The organism is Methanohalobium sp., from assembly GCF_046546175.1.
Lineage (GTDB): Archaea > Halobacteriota > Methanosarcinia > Methanosarcinales > Methanosarcinaceae > Methanohalobium.
Genome location: NZ_JBKGYF010000006.1, coordinates 1 through 18,987, shown reverse-complemented (window position 1 = coordinate 18,987; position 18,987 = coordinate 1). Strand labels below are relative to the sequence as shown.

General features: G+C 39.2%; 19 protein-coding genes. 11 read left to right on the top strand and 8 right to left on the bottom strand.

Going from position 1 to position 18,987, the window contains the following annotated elements; translation table 11 throughout:
• Positions 1-4: 4 nt before the first annotated feature.
• From hemB to ACLFMM_RS01355, 5 genes are all read left to right on the top strand, one after another.
• Positions 5-982, top strand: a complete 978-nt coding sequence (gene hemB / locus ACLFMM_RS01375; protein WP_410806920.1) for a porphobilinogen synthase — start codon at positions 5-7, stop codon at positions 980-982.
• Between the two features lie 71 nt (positions 983-1,053).
• Positions 1,054-2,331: a glutamate-1-semialdehyde 2,1-aminomutase gene (hemL, locus tag ACLFMM_RS01370; RefSeq protein ID WP_410806919.1), complete on the top strand. Its 1,278-nt coding sequence runs from the start codon at positions 1,054-1,056 to the stop codon at positions 2,329-2,331.
• A gap of 28 nt (positions 2,332-2,359) precedes the next feature.
• Positions 2,360-3,280 (top strand): hydroxymethylbilane synthase, encoded by a 921-nt coding sequence (gene hemC / locus ACLFMM_RS01365; RefSeq protein WP_410806945.1) that lies wholly within the window; start codon positions 2,360-2,362, stop codon positions 3,278-3,280.
• Positions 3,281-3,289: 9 nt separating this feature from the next.
• Positions 3,290-4,198, top strand: a complete 909-nt coding sequence (locus ACLFMM_RS01360) for a dihydroorotate dehydrogenase (protein WP_410806918.1) — start codon at positions 3,290-3,292, stop codon at positions 4,196-4,198.
• Between the two features lie 6 nt (positions 4,199-4,204).
• Positions 4,205-4,984, top strand: coding sequence for a dihydroorotate dehydrogenase electron transfer subunit (locus ACLFMM_RS01355; RefSeq protein WP_410806917.1), 780 nt, complete (start codon positions 4,205-4,207; stop codon positions 4,982-4,984).
• A 5-nt stretch (positions 4,985-4,989) separates the two neighbouring features.
• Here the strand turns inward: ACLFMM_RS01355 and ACLFMM_RS01350 are convergent, their stop codons facing one another.
• Positions 4,990-5,328 (bottom strand): ester cyclase, encoded by a 339-nt coding sequence (locus ACLFMM_RS01350; protein WP_410806944.1) that lies wholly within the window; start codon positions 5,326-5,328, stop codon positions 4,990-4,992.
• Positions 5,329-5,550: 222 nt separating this feature from the next.
• On the opposite strand from ACLFMM_RS01350, the gene ACLFMM_RS01345 reads away from it, so the two are divergent.
• A complete protein-coding gene (locus tag ACLFMM_RS01345; protein WP_410806916.1) occupies positions 5,551-7,530 on the top strand; it encodes a glycoside hydrolase family 15 protein in 1,980 nt (659 codons plus the stop codon).
• Between the two features lie 148 nt (positions 7,531-7,678).
• Here the strand turns inward: ACLFMM_RS01345 and ACLFMM_RS01340 are convergent, their stop codons facing one another.
• Positions 7,679-8,320, bottom strand: a complete 642-nt coding sequence (locus ACLFMM_RS01340; protein WP_410806915.1) for an NAD(P)H-dependent oxidoreductase — start codon at positions 8,318-8,320, stop codon at positions 7,679-7,681.
• Between the two features lie 117 nt (positions 8,321-8,437).
• Between ACLFMM_RS01340 and ACLFMM_RS01335 the strand changes: the two genes are divergently transcribed.
• The 5 genes from ACLFMM_RS01335 (at position 8,438) to ACLFMM_RS01315 (ending at position 12,523) form a co-directional block, all read left to right on the top strand.
• A complete protein-coding gene (locus tag ACLFMM_RS01335) occupies positions 8,438-9,172 on the top strand; it encodes a fumarylacetoacetate hydrolase family protein (protein WP_410806914.1) in 735 nt (244 codons plus the stop codon).
• Entirely contained in the window at positions 9,172-9,477 is a 306-nt protein-coding gene (locus ACLFMM_RS01330) for a hypothetical protein (RefSeq protein WP_410806913.1), read from the top strand. The genes ACLFMM_RS01335 and ACLFMM_RS01330 overlap by 1 nt, the downstream gene beginning before the upstream one ends.
• Before the next feature lie 89 nt (positions 9,478-9,566).
• The gene (locus ACLFMM_RS01325; protein WP_410806912.1) at positions 9,567-11,276 is read left to right on the top strand and encodes a glutamate--tRNA ligase; all 1,710 of its coding nucleotides are present in this window, start codon (positions 9,567-9,569) and stop codon (positions 11,274-11,276) included.
• Between the two features lie 56 nt (positions 11,277-11,332).
• A complete protein-coding gene (locus ACLFMM_RS01320; protein WP_410806911.1) occupies positions 11,333-12,283 on the top strand; it encodes a YbgA family protein in 951 nt (316 codons plus the stop codon).
• A 33-nt stretch (positions 12,284-12,316) separates the two neighbouring features.
• Positions 12,317-12,523, top strand: a complete 207-nt coding sequence (locus ACLFMM_RS01315; RefSeq protein WP_410806910.1) for a hypothetical protein — start codon at positions 12,317-12,319, stop codon at positions 12,521-12,523.
• A 3-nt stretch (positions 12,524-12,526) separates the two neighbouring features.
• Here ACLFMM_RS01315 and ACLFMM_RS01310 read toward each other — a convergent pair whose 3' ends face one another.
• The 6 genes from ACLFMM_RS01310 to hisS form a co-directional block, all read right to left on the bottom strand.
• Positions 12,527-13,117: a 30S ribosomal protein S3ae gene (locus ACLFMM_RS01310; RefSeq protein WP_410806909.1), complete on the bottom strand. Its 591-nt coding sequence runs from the start codon at positions 13,115-13,117 to the stop codon at positions 12,527-12,529.
• A 258-nt stretch (positions 13,118-13,375) separates the two neighbouring features.
• Entirely contained in the window at positions 13,376-14,887 is a 1,512-nt protein-coding gene (locus tag ACLFMM_RS01305; RefSeq protein ID WP_410806908.1) for a serine--tRNA ligase, read from the bottom strand.
• 82 nt (positions 14,888-14,969) lie between these two features.
• Entirely contained in the window at positions 14,970-15,203 is a 234-nt protein-coding gene (locus tag ACLFMM_RS01300) for a KEOPS complex subunit Pcc1 (RefSeq protein WP_410806907.1), read from the bottom strand.
• Positions 15,193-16,545: a DHH family phosphoesterase gene (locus ACLFMM_RS01295; RefSeq protein ID WP_410806906.1), complete on the bottom strand. Its 1,353-nt coding sequence runs from the start codon at positions 16,543-16,545 to the stop codon at positions 15,193-15,195. Before ACLFMM_RS01295 ends, ACLFMM_RS01300 begins: the two co-directional genes overlap by 11 nt.
• A gap of 87 nt (positions 16,546-16,632) precedes the next feature.
• On the bottom strand, positions 16,633-17,091 hold the full coding sequence (locus ACLFMM_RS01290) for a 30S ribosomal protein S15 (protein WP_410806905.1): 459 nt from the start codon (positions 17,089-17,091) through the stop codon (positions 16,633-16,635).
• A gap of 214 nt (positions 17,092-17,305) precedes the next feature.
• Positions 17,306-18,532, bottom strand: a complete 1,227-nt coding sequence (hisS, locus tag ACLFMM_RS01285) for a histidine--tRNA ligase (protein ID WP_410806904.1) — start codon at positions 18,530-18,532, stop codon at positions 17,306-17,308.
• Positions 18,533-18,987: the final 455 nt, after the last annotated feature.

Below are 18,987 nucleotides of genomic sequence, written 5' to 3'. Positions count from 1 at the left end.
TAATATGTTTCCATATGTCCGGATGAGAAGATTAAGACATGGCAAAATACAAAATCTTGTACGTGAAACAGCAATTACTGCAGATGACCTGATATGTCCTGTTTTTGTTGATGAAAATATTGATACACCACTGGAAGTACCATCAATGCCAGGAGTGTATAAATTACCGGTTGAATACACTGCAGATGAAGTAAAGGAGATATCAGACCTTGGAATACCATCGATAATGGTATTTGGTGTCCCATCCAACAAGGATGAATCCGGGAGTTCTGCATGGGGTGATAATGAGGTTGTACAGCGTGCTGTCAGAGAAATTCGCAACGAACTCTCAAGCAGTGATATTGCAATAATCACTGACGTCTGCCTGTGTGAGTACACGGCCCATGGACATTGTGGTGTTGTGGATTATGGGAGTGAAGAGATTTTGAATGACCCGACTCTGCCGTTGCTTGGGAAAACCGCTGTAAGCCACGCTAAAGCTGGAGCAGATATGGTTGCTCCATCAGGGATGATGGATGGTATGGTTGAAGCCATCAGAACAGAACTTGATAACAACAATTTTGTAAACATACCAATCATGTCCTATGCAGCCAAATACTTTTCAGCATTCTATGGTCCGTTCAGAGATGCGGCAGAATCCGGTTATTCCTTTGGTGACCGTTCGAGTTATCAGATGGACCCTGCCAATTCCAATGAAGCTATTCGTGAAGTAGAACTGGATATTGAAGAAGGAGCTGACATAGTAATGGTCAAACCCGCACTTCCTTACCTTGATATAGTCTACCGTGTCAAGGATGAACTTGAAATGCCAACCGCCGCTTATAATGTAAGCGGGGAGTACGCCATGGTTAAAGCTGCCGCACAGAATGGATGGCTGGATGAGAATAAAATAATATCTGAATCAATCACGTCCATCAAGCGTGCCGGTGCGGATATGGTTCTCACCTATTTTGCCAAGGATATGGCAAGACTTCTAAAATGAAACATTGGCAATTTTATATATAATCACATCATGATTGGTACCAGTTACAATATAAATTACAGGTGATTCCAATGACAGGAGAAAATACAAAATCAGAGCAATTATATGAAAAAGCTAAAACACTTATACCGGGTGGTGTAAGCAGTCCTGTTCGTGCTATAAATCCCTATCCGTTTTATACCGAGTCTGTGAAAGGTTCCAGAATAAAAGATGTGGATGGGAATGAATACATTGATTTCTGTATGGCCTATGGACCCAACTTGCTTGGACATGCTCATCCAAAAATTAAACAGGCACTGGCTGAACAGCTGGAAAACGGATGGCTGTACGGAACTCCTCTTGAGAACGAAGTCAAACTTGCTGAGAAGATAACAGATGTGTATCCAAGCATGGACATGTTAAGATTTGTATCATCAGGTTCTGAAGCCACCATGAGTGCTATACGTGCTGCACGCGGATATACTGAGAAGAACAAGATTTTAAAAATCGAAGGCGGATTCCATGGAACACATGATGCTGTACTTGTAAAAGCAGGTTCCGGTGCTACAACTCTTGGCAAACCCAATTCAAAAGGAGTGCCTGAAGAAGTTACAAAACACACTCTACAGGCTCCATTTAATGATATCGAAACTATGACAGAACTTATCGAAAAAAATAAAGATGACATGGCTGCTGTTATAATGGAGCCTGTCATGGGGAACATCGGACCCATTCTACCGAAAGAAAATTACCTGAAAGAAGTTCGTAAGGTAACCCAGGAGAACGATATGGTGCTGATTTTTGATGAGGTCATAACCGGATTCAGACTTGCCATGGGCGGTGCACAGGAGTATTACAATATCACTCCTGATATGACTACCCTTGGAAAGATTGTAGGTGGTGGTATGCCTGTCGGTGTTTTCGGTGGGAAACGCGAAATTATGGATATGATTGCACCAAACGGAAATGTATATCAGGCAGGCACCTTTAGCGGAAACCCGGCTACACTTGCAGCTGGAATATCTACTATTGATTTTCTTGAAAATGAAAACGTCCATGAAACCCTGAATAAAAAGGGTGATGAACTACGCTCCTGTATGACAGATATTATATCTGATGCAGGGCTGGATTATGAAGTTTCAGGTATTTCTTCCATGTTCAAGGTATTCTTTGGAAATGCCCCCAACAACTATCAGGAAACTCAGAAATGTGATAAATCAGGATATTTTGAATTCTTCAAACGAATGCTTAATGATGGAATCTTCCTGCCACCGTCTCAGTTTGAAACGAATTTCCTATCATATGCTCATGATGATTCAGATATCCAGAAACTGCTTAATGCCTATGAAAACAACCTGAAACATTCCTAATTATAGAGGAGAATATTATCAGATGGACATTATAATTGGTACCCGTGGAAGTTCCCTTGCACTTGCACAGACAAAAAGAGTTTCACAGATGTTGAAAAGTTTGGGTGTTAATACAACTCTTAAAATAATAAAAACATCTGGAGACTCTTTTACGGACCGCCCCCTCCATGAGTTGGGTGGTGTAGGTGCATTTGTCCGGGAAATTGATGAAAGGATGTTTTCCGGAGAAATCGATATAGCAGTGCATTCCATGAAAGACCTTCCAACGGAACGTCCTGATGAATTGCCCACTGCAGCGGCACTTGAGCGTGATTCCCCTTTTGATGCACTGCTTACAAGAGATGGGTCGACACTGGATGAGTTGCCCGATGGTGCTGTTATCGGTACAACCTCCCTTCGCAGGAAATCCCAGGTCTTGCGGTACCGACCTGAGTTTGATGTGCAGAGCCTCAGAGGTAATATCGACACCCGTATTACAAAACTGGAATCAGGAAAATTTGATGGAATTATACTTGCTGAGGCAGGATTGAAACGAATGGGCTGGGATCTTCCGGTGCATCAGCTTGACACAGATAATTTCTGTCCTTCCGCCAATCAGGGTGTTATCGCAGTGGTTGCAAAATACGGTGATGAGTCCGAGGATATCGTCTCACATATCAACCATCCGCAAACAAAAATCGAAACAGAAATTGAACGCATAGTGATTGGTAATGTTGGCGGAGGGTGCATAGTCCCAATAGGTGCGTATGCTGAATTTGTCGATAATGACAAAATACATGTACGCTCCGAAGTACTGGCTCTGGATGGTTCCCATTATGTTGCAGTTGATGATTTAATATCAGCTGACAATTATAGAGAAGAAGCGAATCAACTTGGACAGGAACTAGTTCGCAAAGGCGGTAAAGAACTGGTCCAGGAAGCACTTGATAAAATGGCAAATGTGGAATAACTGGTTAGCATGGTCACAGAAAAGATTCTCACCCCTGAACCGGAAAATCCTGTAATACTGGCATCTGGCATCATGGGTACTACTGGTTCATCGCTGACACGGATGGTAGACAATGGTGCCGGTGCGGTGGTAACAAAATCCATAGGACCTGTCCCGAAAAAAGGGCACCCGAATCCCACTATGGTAGAGCTGGAAAATGGATTCCTGAATGCTATGGGACTTCCCAACCCTTCCTATTCGGATTTTCTTCAGGAACTTGAAACTGTAAAAGTCAACACTTCGGTTCCTGTTATTGCAAGTATTTTCGCAGGTGATTTAGAAGGATTTGTGGAAGTTGCAGAAGGATTAAGTTCTGCAAATCCAGATGGTTTTGAATTGAATGTTAGCTGTCCTCATGCTGAAGGTTATGGTGCTACGATTGGCTGTGATTCGTGTCTGGTAGAAGGTATAACCTCAAGTGTATGTGATGCGGTAGATGTTCCGGTATGGGTCAAACTTACACCCAATGTAACAGATATTGTAGAAATAGGCAAAGCTGCACAAAGAGGGGGAGCCGATGCCGTTGTTGCAATAAATACCGTAAGAGGCATGTCAATTGATATTAATACCGGTTACCCGATTCTTGGTAATAGATACGGCGGACTTTCGGGTCAGGCTATAAGACCGATTGCTGTTAAATGTGTCTACGACCTGTATGCCTCACTTGAAATTCCTGTTATTGGTGTAGGTGGTATTTCCTCCTGGCAGGACGCGGTTGAAATGGTTATGGCGGGTGCAAGTGCTGTACAGGTAGGTTCTGCAGTATCACAGAGTCTGGAGGTATTTAATTCAATATCATCAGGGATTGAAAACTACCTATATTCAAATGAATACTCAGATATAGACGAGATTATAGGACTTGCCCATAAAATGGATTGATGTTTTATGTATCCAATAAACACAGGATTAATCGATATAGTTCAGGAATCGCCTTCAACAAGGACTTTTTTCTTCAATAGATATTTTGATGTGAATGCAGGTCAATTTGTAATGGTCTGGATACATGGTGTGGATGAAATACCAATGGCACTGTCATACTCCAACGGAATCACCGTGCAGAAGGTAGGAGATGCAACATCCAGGCTTTTTGAACTGGAAAAAGGGTATACATTAGGCATCCGAGGTCCATTTGGAAAGGGTTTTACCCTGCCTGGTAAAGACGAGAACATATTAATCGTGGCTGGAGGATTAGGTGCTGCTCCACTGGCACCACTGGCAGAATATGCAATGGAACTGGGGACAGATGTTACCACCATACTTGGTGCCCGCAGTTCCAGTGAATTGATATTTAAAAAACGATTTTCCAATACAGGTAAATTATACATCACCACAGACGATGGTTCATCCGGTACACAGGGTTTCGTGACTGATGTAATGGTAAATGTTGACCTTTCTGAATACGATAGAATATATATCTGTGGGCCTGAAGTTATGATGGATTGTATCTTTGATATATTGCAAAATACAGAGGATGTCCTTGAGAAAACCGAATTTAACCTTCACAGGTACTTTAAATGCGGTATTGGTATCTGTGGAGCATGCTGTATGGATTCGAGGGGATTAAGAGTCTGTAAGGATGGACCTGTTTTAAAAGGAACCCAACTCGTGGACTCAGAATTTGGAGTATATAAAAGAGATGCCAGTGGTAAGAGAACCAGTATTTAATGATATTAAATATCAGGGAATACTCCGAATTGCTGGGTAAAATTTAGCTGGTCTACTTCTTCCCAATCCTCAACAATAATTCCGTTTTTAATCCGACTGATAGTTATTCCTGTGAAAACTACCTGATTTCCTGTTGGCTGTATTCCCTGAAACACTCCCTGATGTGTTCCGATTGCTGTCCATCGGGTGACTACTTTATCACCTTCAGCAATAATATCATCAGCTGTAAACCGCAGATCCATTAAGGCTGAATGCAACATTTCCATGAATTCGATTAAATCGTCACGGTTAATGCTATCCCGTCCAAAATAAATTAAATAATCAGGAGCAAAATATTCTCTTATTACAGTTGGATGCCAGCCTTTTTTAACTATATGAAGGAGTAACGCTTTGTTTTTTTCAGTCGACAGGTTATCAAAATCCTCTATTTCTATGTGTATTCAATTCAAGTATAGATTTGTGTCACCACATATATATCTTATTTCAAAGCGTTAACAATTGTTAAAACGATACCTTAAGAAAACAAATTATAAATAACAATTAGCCCAAAAGTCTGTCAGGGGAAAATGACACGACATATTGTTCTGGGTAATCAGTCTTTGCTGGTTAATATTGATAAATGGTTTCAGGTAAGAGATATATACTACCCGTATGTGGGACTGGAAAACCATGTGCTGGGTCATGCACACAGAATCGGTTTATTTGTTGATGGTGAAATCACCTGGATAAATGAAGATAGATGGCACAGGAATACTGCCTATAAAAACGATACCCTTGTTACAGAAAATAAAGCGGTAAATAGAGACCTTGATATAGAGCTAATCCTTGAAGAAAACGTATACTGTGAAGATAACATATTCCTGAGAAAAATAACTGTTAAAAACAATCGCAATTATAAAAGGAATATCCGCCTCTTTTTTAATCAGGATTTCCATCTCTACGGAACAGGTATAGGTGATACCGCAGTGTATCAGATGGACCACAATGTAATAGTGCATTACAAGAGGTCAAGATATTTTTTAATCGGTGCCCTGAAATCAAACAAAAAAGAAGGGTTTACCAGTGATATAGAAGATTATGCTATTGGTGAATCTGAAACCGGTTCTCTTGAAGGGACATTCAAGGACGCTGAAGATGGTGTATTGTCAAAAAACCCGGTGTCTCAGGGTTCAGTGGATTCAACCATTGGATTATCTCTTAATATCCCAAGTCTTTCTTCCAAGGTTGTATACTATTATTTTACTGTAGGGAATAATTTTGATGATGTGTATCGATTACATGATTACCTTATGGATGAGGGACCCGAGGAACTGTTTAATCATGCCGAAGGATGTCAGCGGTCATGGGTTAACCATACAACTACAGACCTTTCAAATCTTGATTCCAGGCTTGCTACCCTTTACAAAAGGTCCCTCTTAATTATAAAAACCCAGTTTGATATCAATGGTGCTATTATTGCAGCAAATGATTCCGACAATCTGCAGTTCAATAGAGATTCCTACAGTTACATGTGGTCCAGAGACGGAGCGCTTGTTGCCATTGCCCTAATAAATGCAGGATTTGCTGAATTTACAAAACCATTTTTCAGATTCTGCAGGGATGTCCTCTGGTGGAAGGGATGTATGCTCCATAAATACAACCCAGATAAAACACTTGGCAGTAGCTGGCATCCATGGGTTGAAGACGGGAAACCAGCATTACCCATCCAAGAGGATGAAACCGGTCTGGTTATATATGCACTCTGGAAATATTATGAAGTCACAAAAGACCTGGACTTCATAAAAGAACTATATGAACCACTGGTTAAAAAAGCCGTATTCTTCATGGATGATTACAGATACCCCAACTCCCTCCCGCGAGAAAGTTTTGACCTCTGGGAAGAAAGGAGAGGCATCTTTACATTCACTTCAGCTGCCGTATATGTGGGATTGACAGCTGCTGAAAATATAAGCGGATTATTTGATGACACATATACCTGCAATATCTGTCGCAGCAGGTATTTAACACTCAGAAACGCCATATTAAAAGAACTGTTTAGCAGGGAGAAAGGTATCTTTTTAAGGGGAATAAAATATAGAAATCAGAATATAAACCAGAAAAAAGTAGACCTTACTATAGATAGTAGTGTTTATGGGATTTTTGAATTTGGAATGCTTCCGGCTGATGATGAAAGAGTAATCAGAACAATGAAAAATATTGAAAACAATCTTTGGGTTGGAAAAAGCGGTGGTGTTGCCAGATATGAAAATGACTACTATTATAGAAAATCGGACAAATACCCAGGAAATCCCTGGATTACATGCACTCTATGGCTTGCCAAATGGTATATAGCAAAGTCCAATGTGCTCGATGAGATGGAAAAAGCCCTGGAATTAATTAACTGGGTTGCCGATTGTTCACTGGAAACAGGTATTATGCCTGAACAAGTACATCCATTAACAGGTGAATCAATATCTGTTGCTCCGCTCACCTGGAGTCATGCAGAATTTGTTGATACTGTTACAAAATATGTTGAAAAAAGAAAAAAATTAGAGATAAATAAATGAATTGAAAACCTGTATTATATAAGTGGAGATACAACATGGAAGACAAATCAAAAAAAGAAGACAATAGATTTGAATGCAAAGTATGTCAAATGGCGTTCCCTACAAGAGAGGATTACGAAAGGCACAAGCAAAAACACCATGAAAATGATTAAAGTGAAAGTATACGTTCTTTATACTTTTCAAGTTCTTTCTTTCCATCATCTTCGGACAGACTGCTTGCCCCATAAACCACATGTTTGGGTAAAACCTCGAGTCCTACAAATTCCAGTGTGCAATGGGTTATGTTTTTCAATAACTCATCGATATCTCCGTGCATTCCGCCACTGGTATACCAATCTTTATCAGCGCCAGTTGTTGTTACAAGCATTGCTTTTTTGCCTTTTAAAAGACCTGTGTCATAGGCACTGTTTGTAAGCGGATTGAAAGCAAATCCCGGTGTGAAAACCCGATCAATCCAGCCTTTCATGATAGCAGGGAATCCTGTGAAGTACAGGGGGAACTGGAAAATTAACATGTCTGCCCAGTTTACCTTGTACATCTCTTCCTTGATATCTGGTGCAAAACTGTCTGTTTTATTAGCATGGAGCTGTTCAACAAATGGATTAAATTTTTCCGGGTTCTTCCTTTTCTGAAAATCATTTTCATCCAGTACAGGTTTAAAAACCAGTGCATATAGGTCTGATACCTTTATACTATCTCCTTTTTCCTCGAATGCTGCTACTGCTGTATCTTTCATGGCGGAGTTGAGTGATTTCGGTTCTTGATGCGCATATATATACAATATATTCATGGTAACCCCTCTCCAAAAGGTCCATACGGAGATTGTAAGAATGTAATAAAAAGTTATTTGAAATTTGATACTGATATTCAGGTAGGATTAAATAATAATTAACAATATGTGTATACCATGTTCGGCCGGTTCAAATATGAAAATGACATATTTTATGGTGAAGTAAAGAAAGGTTATGTTACTGGAAAAGGTGATTTTGAGGGGTTGACCTGTGAAATATCTGAAACCGAAATACTTCCACCAGTAAACCCTTCAAAAATTGTCTGTATAGGGTTAAATTATCAGGACCATGCAAACGAACTTGGATTAAAAATTCCCGATGAACCCCTTATATTCTTGAAACCTTCAACATCTGTTATCGGTCACTGCGACAAAATCATCTACCCGGACACAAGTAAACATATTGAATATGAGGCTGAACTGGGTATTGTCATCGGTAAAAAATGTAAACATATATACAGACATGATGCAAGTGATGTAATTGCAGGATATACCTGCCTTAACGATGTTACCGCCCGTGACCTTCAGAAACAAGATGGACAATGGACCCGTGCAAAAAGTTTTGATACTTTCGCACCAATAGGCCCTTTCATAACAACCACTGAGGAAATCAAACCCCATAATGCAAACATCAAATGCCGTGTAAATGGAAATCTGTGTCAGGACTCAAACACATCGAATTTAATATTTGGTATCCCACAGCTTATTGAATTTATATCAAATATTATGACACTTCTACCCGGTGATATTATAGCCACAGGTACTCCACCCGGTGTAGGTGAAATTCACAAAGGAGATGTATTAGAAATAGAAGTTGAAGGTATAGGGGTTTTAAAGAATGAGGTAGTATAATGTTGCTTGATCAGGTAAACAAAGAACTGGAACTCACAGAACGCCATCTTATGGTCCTGAAAAAAGTAATAGAAAAAGGACCTATAGGAATACTGAGACTAGCTGAAGAGACTGAAATGCCCACTCATAAGGTCAGGTATTCACTTCGTATACTTGAACAGGAACACCTTATAAAACCTTCTGTCCACGGAGCGATGGCAGGTGACATGGTCGAAGATTTTTTATCTGAATTTGAACAAAAAACCAATGGCATCCTTGAAAAAACCACCCGCATCCGAGAGATAAGAGAATCCATTGAACTCTGAATCCTAAATTTTTATGTTATCCCACCGCAACTGTTTTTGATATAACAAAACATTCAATCATAAGTCAATCCACTTCAAGGAGATTGTTGATGACATTAAGTGAAGATGATAAACTGGCAATCAGAAAATATGCATTACAGAATGCAGTTAAATATTCGCAACCCCCTCAGACAGGAGCAGTTATGGGTCGAGTGATGAGTGAATCCCCGCATCTTCGACCTATGGCAAAGGAAGTCAAACCCCTGGTTGAAGAAGTATTAAATGAGGTTTCAGAAGGGGATCCTGAAATCTGGAGAGAAGAACTTGAAAAGATTGCTCCGGAACTTTTGGAAGAACTGTACACCAAAAAAGAACCCACCAAAGGATTAAAACCGCTGGATGTTGAAGAAGGCGAAGAAGTGGTTATGCGTTTTGCACCAAACCCTAACGGTCCTCCCACATTGGGAAGTACGCGGGGAATTGTAGTAAACTCTGAATATGTTAAAAAATACAATGGTACATTCATCATACGATTTGACGATACCGACCCCCAGACAAAACGCCCCATGATGGAAGCCTATGACTGGTATATTGAAGATTGCAAATGGCTCGGTGCTGAGCCTGATAAAGTGGTTTATGCTTCCGATAAGATACCTGTGTATTATGAGTATGCAAAAAGGCTTATAGAAATGGGATATGCATATGTCTGCTTCTGTAAAGGTGACGATTTCAAAAAATACAAGGATAACAAACAACCCTGTCCACACAGAAACCAGAGCCCAGAAAACACTATTCAATACTGGAACAATATGTTAAATGGTGAATACGGTGAAAAGGAAGCAGTGCTTCGCATAAAAACTGATATCAAGCATAAAGACCCGGCTCTTAGAGATTTTGGAGCTTTCAGAATAATTAAAACCAGTCATCCCCGTCCTGAAGTTGATGGTAAATATGTGGTATGGCCACTTCTTGATTTTGAGGGTGCTATTGAAGACCATGAATGTGGTGTAAATCACATTATCCGTGGTAAAGACCTAAGAGACAGTGAAAAACGTCAGCGTTATATATACGAATACTTCGGCTGGGAATACCCGAAAACTACACATTGGGGACGTGTGAAAATACACGAATTCGGAAAATTCAGTACCAGTTCAATAAGAAAATCAATAGAAAATGGCGAATATCTGGGCTGGGATGACCCTGCACTTCCTACGATCAAAGCTCTTCGAAGACGTGGCATCCATCCGGAAGCCATCCGTAAATTCATGATTGATATGGGTGTTGGAGAAACAGATATAAGCATAAGTCTTGAATCACTGTATGCAGAAAACAGGAAATTTGTTGATTCGAGTGCAAACCGATATTTCTTTGTGTGGAATCCTGTAGAACTGGTGATTACAGATGGTGAACCCCGTACTGCAAAGCTGCCGCTCCATCCCAGAGAGAAAAAAGGCTACAGGGAACTGCAGATAGGGTCAAAACTTTACGTCTGCCAGGAAGATATCAATAAACTCGGTGTAGGAGACAAATTGAGACTAAAAGACCTCTACAACATTGAGATTACTTCCTTGTATCCACTTCAAGCTTGCTACCTCGATGATTCAGTAGAAAGGATTAAAAAAGAAAACCTACCTATAATCCACTGGGCCCCTCTAGATGGTGTACCTGTAAAAGTAATGGCACCTATGGGTCAATACGAAGGAATCGGAGAGTACGGAATTGCAAATGAAGTGGATTCTGTGGTACAGTTTGAAAGATTTGGATTCTGCAAAATAGATTCTGCAAACGATGAAATTATAGCGTTCTTTGCCCATAAATGAAAAATATGCCTTTTAATTTTATTTTTCTATTTATTTAAATTTCAAAAGGGGTTAATTTGAAAGATTTTACCAAACCCTGTATAATTATCAGTAAATGCATCGAATTTAGTCCTTGCAGATACAATGGAGAGATAATTAGAAGTGCATTCATTAAAAAGCTCAAACCTTACATCAATTTTATACCGGTCTGCCCTGAATGTGCAATCGGATTGGGAGTACCCCGCAAACCCATATATATAATCATGGATACCAACCGGAAAAGGTTAATCCAAACCTCCACAGGTAATGACCTCACTGATGAGATGATAAATGTTACAGACTCATACCTTAACTCATTGGGTGATGTTGAAGGGTTTATACTCAAATCTAATTCACCATCATGTGGTGTGAAAAATGTTAAAGCGTATTCCAATTGTAAAAAGATTGAACCAGTAACAACAACAGCAAGTGGTTTTTTCGGGGCTGAAGTGATGAATCGTTACCCTTCGCTTGGAATAGAAGATGAAAAAAGTTTAATGGATATGCGGATACGTGAACATTTTTTGACAAAGGTTTTTACCCTGTCCAGATTTAAAAGAATTGATAATATAGAAGATTTAATACAATTTAATAAAGACAACAAACTTCTATTCACAGCATACAACCCAGGTGAAAAACATATACTGGATGAAATCGTTTCAGAAAGCAAAAACAAAAGCTTAACAGATATTTTAAATAAGTACCTTAATCACTTGTACAAAATATTCATCCATCCACAAGAACCTGATTCTAATGTAGATATCATCATGGATGTAATGAATAAGTTTTCCAGTTTCATAAGCAACCAGGAAAAATTACTATTTATGGAAAATATTCAAAGATACAGGGAAGGACGAATTACCTTGTCAGCCAGCAGAACCCTCCTGAAATCATGGATGATAAGAAGTGGTAATACGACATATGTGAGTCAAAGTTTTTTCAATCCCTACCCAGTGGATTTGATGGGTATCGACCATATCATGGATTAAACTTATTACATATCTGACTGACCGGTGGATCAAATGACTGTAGAAAAGTTTATAGAAGTATGCCCTGTATGTGGCAGTTCGGACTGGTATTATGAGGCCGGCGGGTATACCGGCAAATTATACCATTGCAAACACTGCGGATACATAGGGTCGTTTATTGTGGAAGGAAATCAGGAAATGATTGATGCGATAAAAGAGGATTATAAACACAAAAAGGAGTCAGAAAAAAGTAGTGAATAGAAATCAAGCAGCTATTGGTTCTGCCTGAACTTCGGTTTTCCTGATTTCTGCTCTTCTTATTGGATAGATTTTCTTTGTATTTTTATATATATTTGCAGCAAGTTTACCAGATATGGCTTCATCAATAAATTGTTCATAATCTACTTCAGAAGCTCTGGCCTTTACTACATCTGCCATAACTTTTCTGATGGCTTTTATCTGACTTGTATGAGCCCTTTTAACAGTAAAACAGATGGGTTTAATCCTTATTTTCTTACCATCATTGGTTTTTACAACAACATTGTTATCAATTCTTGATGTCTGTCTTTTTACAATAGAGCGAAGATAATCTGTTGTAATTTCATGCCCTATAAACCTTGTTTTAGCAGAATCACCAACAACATTATCAATCTGAAGTCTTAGTTTGGTCTTTTGTTTGGTGATGTCATTTGTTAGTTGACCAACTGTTGTCTCTACCACACGTCCCAGCAGTTTTTTGGTATCTTCTGCTGGTGTGACTCCTATATAACTGCTACTGAGGAACTCTGGTGGTTCTATGTTGTACCAGTTTTTGGATTTCCATTTATCTAATTTCTTTTGTACTTTTCTTGCCAAGTGATTCCTCCAAAATAATTATTTGTTAATATGAATACTTCGGTTTTATTATAGTATAATTTTGTCATTTATAAGGATATACCTAGATTGCATATCAATATATAAACAAATCGGTCAGTTTTAAGTACTGTTCATTTAATGGAACATATTAATTTATTTTCAATTTTTAGTGTTTCTAAGCACGATAATTTAGAGTTATAAATTAGGTGGAATAGTCTTAACTGAACAGTGCCAGTTTTAATTATTCACAGATTAATGTCATAAGAAATGAATACCTTCTGGTAATTCACCAAATCTTTTCACAAACTCTTCGGGCCAGTTTTCAGGGTCAAGTCCTTTCTGTGCCAGAAATACTGATGCCCACCTCTCAAGTCCAACACCTGAACATCCGGACCAGAGTTCTTCACCTGATTGGCTTTTCACATTAAAACCTTTTGGGTATTTATTACCATTGATACTGACATTCTGGAATTCAAGCCATTCTCCATCTTCACCTCTATACGGCAGAGGTGCTTCATAATCAATGGTTCCAACATCGGTTTGTTGTGATGTACCTGTAAGCCCTTCCTGCGCCATGAACCATGGTGTTACTCCAGCTTTCCTCCACTCAAGGTCAAGTATATCTTCAAAGATGTGCCTGTACATCTCCTGAAGTGCTTTCGATTCCCTGACAACCTGTTCATGGGTGCCGAGCCAGACAACCTCTATCCTGTGGAACTCATCAACACGCTCAATACCATGGATACCACCGCTTTCATATCTATGGGATGTTCCTGAGTGATCGAATACTTTCAAAGGGAACTCATTTGTGGGTATGGTCTCACCCTGAAGATATATCCAGAACGGTGGGCACTGGGCATAGCACAGTCCTCCTATAGGCTCACCGATCTTTTCTTTTATCATTTCTGTAGGAACTTCATGTGTCACATTATAATAATCTGTAACTTCTTCCCAATATTCAGGGTCTCTTGATTTAGGAGGACAAACATAGTAGATTTCAGGATACACACCTTTAGCATGACCTGATTTTTTCCATACATCCCATGGAATCAGTTTTGGAAACATCATCTCTTTATAACCCAGAGGTTCAAGCATCTCTTCAATTACTATTTTTTCAAAGGTTCTGAATAATTTGGTAAGCTGTGGTCCATATATCCACTGTCCTCTGCTGGCACCCCTTTTAATCCAGCCTCTGTTCATCATTTCCTTGGTTGGATCATCAGAAAACATTGGTTCTTTTTCCTCACTCTGCCACAGGATCTCCCAATGTTCTGCCTTGCCACCATATCGCAAGGCTGCAATTTTATCTTCCATCAGTGTAAGAATCCTGTCAGGCACCCTGTTTTCAAGCTCGGATTCACCAACATCCAGAGAAAGTTCAAGCACCCCATCCTTATAATCTACACTGGTTACATAGGGAATCTTCAGGTCACCAAGGTCCTGGTTTTCTGATGGTATTTGAATGTTGAAGGATTCGATGTCAATACCACGTATTCCAATACGATAATATTTACCCAGTTTTTTAGCAAGCGGTTTCCTTATGCGAAGCAGTGCATCATGTGCTCTAACATATCGCCCTGATTCAATGAAGAAATTGATTTTGTTGCCGTCAATGTTCCAGTCCACTACACTTGCACCTTCACCTTCAGGAGCCCCTTTTTTGAGTATGGTCGCATTTGCCTCATTGATGAATTCACCAATAACCTCTGTGGCATGTGAGGCATCATCACTTGCTTTGAATGAGCCTTTTAAATTGAATTGCAGTTCCATGATATTCCTCATTTGGATGCTTTTGATAATTATGATACAGATTTGAATTTATCGGACAGTAAAACCAGGTAATATATTATTTTTAAATTTTGAGTCCATAGACATCTTCTGCTATCTTTGCATTTATTAAAAAATCGTCCAGGGTCGAAATAAGAGTTGTTATTTTTTCAGTATGCAGATATGTGGTTGCTGCATCTTCATCGATTTTGGTACACATATTTGGCAGATTATCTGGTTGAAGAGAATATGCTACATTATGTGCAGATTCTGAGGACATATATTCTCTTTCAAATCTGATTTTACAGTTAATTTTCATCACTGGACTCCCTGTCTGATTTTAATTGCTTTCCTATTATATCATCCACGATATTTATAAAATTCTCAACCTGTCCTTTTTCAATAGCTGCACCTGATGCAATATTGTGCCCTCCTCCACTGCCACCGCATGATTTTGCTGCTTCACGAATGGCATGGTTCAGGTCGACTCCTTTTTTAACCAGATAATGGGTTGCACGCGCGGAAACCTTTACCACATCCTCTACTTCATTTGTAGCAACAAATGGCATATCAGGATATATATACCTTACAACAACACCTGCAACAATTCCTATCGAATCCATACCTTCAGTATTTAAATACCTAATATTTTTACCGCGTTGAATCAAACCTTCTGCATCTTTAATCTGGTCCAAGATGTTTCTATTGTATTCCAGTGACATCTGGTGTGCTTCTTCAAGTACTGATGAATCTCTGAGACTCAATGTTAATGCAAGCCCGCCTTTTTTTAATTTGCCACACGCATTAAGGATTCTGACATATTCATAAATATCCTGAACACATTCTTTGTTTAATGTATATACATCACCGATGACAGAATCAACAGCCTCTATACTAGCATTTTTTATGACTTTTAATGTTATTGCAGAAGCCAGTCTCTTAAAATCCTCATGTTTCAGATTGTTAATATTACCATGAATATTTAAGGAGTTCAGAAACTCATCGATTTTTTCGCGGTCACCGGATATATCAAGATACGGTTCTGGGGTGTTTTCCAGCAAATCCGCAATGTCTCCTTCACCTATTTTCAATCCCTTTTTTGTTGATATGATACCTTTCTGGACAGCCTCATCCAGTATAAACCTGTTAGCGGATTTGAACAGCTGTTTATCACCAATAGCTCCTGCAACTGCAAGACCTGCAAGGTCTACATTAGATGGTTCCATCTCTCTTGCAACCATATATGCGGTACCTGATGCCGACAAATAAACTGAACCGTCAATATTTAACAGATGGGGGTTTATTACTGCTTTTGCGGCTGATTCACCTTCAGGGCTGTGATGGTCTATAACTACAGTACTTTCTGATACATCTGATATAAGACCTGGCTGACCGCTACCCATATCACAGAAAATTACAAGGTCACCTTTAGAAGTTGTATTGTTCACATTCTCGACTACCTTTTCATCCAGCCGACTGACGATAGTGGCGTGATAGTAAATATTTTTTCTTAAAAGTGCCTGACAGATTATAGCGGCAGATGTTATACCATCAGCGTCATTGTGAGATATGACCCTTGCATTGTTGTATTCAAGAATTGCCTCAGAAACCTGTTTTGCAAGGGAAATTAGTCCATTGATTGATTCACTGTTCCCGGTCAATTATACCACTCAAAAATAATGTTAACCACCTATAAAGCCCACCGGCAAGGATACATCATCTTTTTAAAAACAGAAAAAAACCAGAAATCATCTGGTAATCAGCATTTCTGCTGTTTCTGGTTTGTATTTCCAGTCAGATGGTAATACATTGTTTGAACGGTAATATTTGGCTAGCCTTCTTATTTTAGCTTCTATGTTCTGAAGAGAACGTTTATTATGTATGTCATGGTTGTTGACATCAAGATGTTTCCTGATGCGGATAGCTTTTACAACCAGATTGTACAGGTCTTCAGGCACGTGGAACTCTTCATTATTTTCTACCAGGATACTAGTTACTTTTTTACCGGTTGCAAGCTTTATGTCCGGAACCCCGTAGATATCCCTTAGAATCATTCCGATTTCGCTTGTAGAATTACCATCTTTCCAGAGTTCTACAACTTTTTGTTCGATTTCATTTCCATCTAGTGGTGACCATTCAGGTACTTCATTTCTCATCGGTCTGGTGGACCCAGACTGTCCTTTTCTGCGGGTGTGCATTTTTGCCATAAAATTCCTCCAAATACTGCTGTGAGAGATGTTTGTGATATTTATTAATTCATTAAGCAATCCTAACTGCATCCGATCAAGTTAATAGGAACGAACCGGGAGAAATAACTTGATGTTATGATTATTTTATGTTGCGAAGTGGTCTAAATAAACCCGACCTACAATATATAATTTATGATTGAAAGCGTGATGCTACCAAAACAACCATCTGGGTTTAGTCAAGGTTCAGTAACTCTTCAACAGTCATTGTACCCTGTTCTCCTGTATGCATGTTCTTAAGAGCTACCTTTCCGGATTCTATTTCCCGTTCTCCCACTATGACAGCATAATCTGCTTCAATCATATTTGCATAGGATAACTGGGTTTTAAAGTTGCGTTTCATCAGATCAATATGTGTTGGGTAGACTTCTCTCAACCGTTTTGCTATTTTTATAGCTTCAAAACGGGTGGATTCTGTAGATATAACAACCATTTTCTTAGGCTCTTCTGGTTCTACTTTGGCTATTTCCATTATACGATCAAAACCTACACCAAAACCAGTGGAAGGAACTTCACCACCTCCAAACAACTGTATCAACTGATACGATCCTCCTCCACAAACCTGATTCTGTGCACCGAGACCTTCTGCATATATTTCAAAAACCATACCGGTATAATAATCAAGCCCTCTGGCAATACCAAAATCTATGGTATAATTAACTCCGTAAACATCCAACAGCTTCAGCAGTTCCTCAAAATTGTCGAGTTCAGGTATATTACCTGTGACTTCACGGGCTTTTTCCAGTGCATCATCACCCTGCAGAGAAATGAGTTCAAAAAGGTTCCTTCTAACCTCAGCCGGAACTTCTATTTCTTCGAGATAATCATCAAGTCCCACATCATCGTTTTTATCCACATATCTCATCACTTTGGTTTGCTGTTTATTATCCAGACCATTTAATATGTGGCGAATGATCCTCAGGTCTCCTACATGAAGACTACCCCTGACTCCTACTGAATTAAGGATTTGTGCTGCCAATGCTATAACTTCTGCATCTGATTCAGGTTTATCACTGCCGATTACTTCTGTACCAAACTGCCAGAATTCCCTGAATCTTCCCTTTTGCGGACGTTCATATCTGAAACAGTTTTCAAAATAGAACAGTTTCAGTGGATGAGGTTCTGATTGAAGTTTATTTACATACATTCTCATGACAGGGGCAGTAAGTTCAGGACGCAGAGCTATTTCCCTCCCACCTTTATCCGTGAAGTTATACAGTTCCCCTATTATATCATCACCGGATTTTAATGTGAACAGTTCCAGTGTTTCAAAGGTGGGAGTCATGACTTCACTATATCCCCATTTTTTGACCACATCTCGCATTATGTTCTCTATATATCTCCTGCGTGCAGTTTCACCTGGCAGAAAATCCCGTGTTCCTCTTTGTTTGCTGAGCTTCATCTAGATCGTACCTTAACTGATTTTGGATTGGATATAGTTGATAAAAGATATTTGAAATCGTTGAATGCTACTGAAATATGATAAATTTTATGTTAAATTCAGACCTTTTCAACCGTTCCTACAACTTAATCCATAATAATATATTATTGTAGTGATGATAATTGTAACCTCTGGAAAATATAAATACCCCTCCCCCCTATTTCAGATGCAAACAGGGAATAGTTACATCCGATTTTACCCTGCAATATCAAGTTTATTTTAGTGTCAACCTTTTATCAGTGGACAGAGACAACAAACTCCATAAAGACAATTACAATTAAAGTAAACCTTATCGCAAACCATAAATAAATTAATATAATTGCACTTGGCTAAGAGGGTTTGATAAATGTGACATCCAGAGAGACCAGTTTACCTGTCAGGACTGAAATTTCAAAATTACAACCCTGTGTACATGG

What these genes read in the sequence shown, in the direction of transcription:
- ACLFMM_RS01355 (WP_410806917.1), top strand. Translation starts at nt 4,205, where the DNA reads ATGTATCCAATAAACACAGGATTAATCGATATAGTTCAGGAATCGCCT.
- ACLFMM_RS01325 (WP_410806912.1), top strand. Translation starts at nt 9,567, where the DNA reads ATGACATTAAGTGAAGATGATAAACTGGCAATCAGAAAATATGCATTA.
- ACLFMM_RS01335 (WP_410806914.1), top strand. Translation starts at nt 8,438, where the DNA reads ATGTTCGGCCGGTTCAAATATGAAAATGACATATTTTATGGTGAAGTA.
- ACLFMM_RS01330 (WP_410806913.1), top strand. Translation starts at nt 9,172, where the DNA reads ATGTTGCTTGATCAGGTAAACAAAGAACTGGAACTCACAGAACGCCAT.
- ACLFMM_RS01345 (WP_410806916.1), top strand. Translation starts at nt 5,551, where the DNA reads ATGACACGACATATTGTTCTGGGTAATCAGTCTTTGCTGGTTAATATT.
- hisS (WP_410806904.1), bottom strand. Translation starts at nt 18,532, where the DNA reads ATGAAGCTCAGCAAACAAAGAGGAACACGGGATTTTCTGCCAGGTGAA.
- ACLFMM_RS01305 (WP_410806908.1), bottom strand. Translation starts at nt 14,887, where the DNA reads ATGGAACTGCAATTCAATTTAAAAGGCTCATTCAAAGCAAGTGATGAT.
- ACLFMM_RS01315 (WP_410806910.1), top strand. Translation starts at nt 12,317, where the DNA reads ATGACTGTAGAAAAGTTTATAGAAGTATGCCCTGTATGTGGCAGTTCG.
- ACLFMM_RS01290 (WP_410806905.1), bottom strand. Translation starts at nt 17,091, where the DNA reads ATGGCAAAAATGCACACCCGCAGAAAAGGACAGTCTGGGTCCACCAGA.
- hemL (WP_410806919.1), top strand. Translation starts at nt 1,054, where the DNA reads ATGACAGGAGAAAATACAAAATCAGAGCAATTATATGAAAAAGCTAAA.
- ACLFMM_RS01300 (WP_410806907.1), bottom strand. Translation starts at nt 15,203, where the DNA reads ATGAAAATTAACTGTAAAATCAGATTTGAAAGAGAATATATGTCCTCA.
- hemB (WP_410806920.1), top strand. Translation starts at nt 5, where the DNA reads ATGTTTCCATATGTCCGGATGAGAAGATTAAGACATGGCAAAATACAA.
- ACLFMM_RS01360 (WP_410806918.1), top strand. Translation starts at nt 3,290, where the DNA reads ATGGTCACAGAAAAGATTCTCACCCCTGAACCGGAAAATCCTGTAATA.
- ACLFMM_RS01340 (WP_410806915.1), bottom strand. Translation starts at nt 8,320, where the DNA reads ATGAATATATTGTATATATATGCGCATCAAGAACCGAAATCACTCAAC.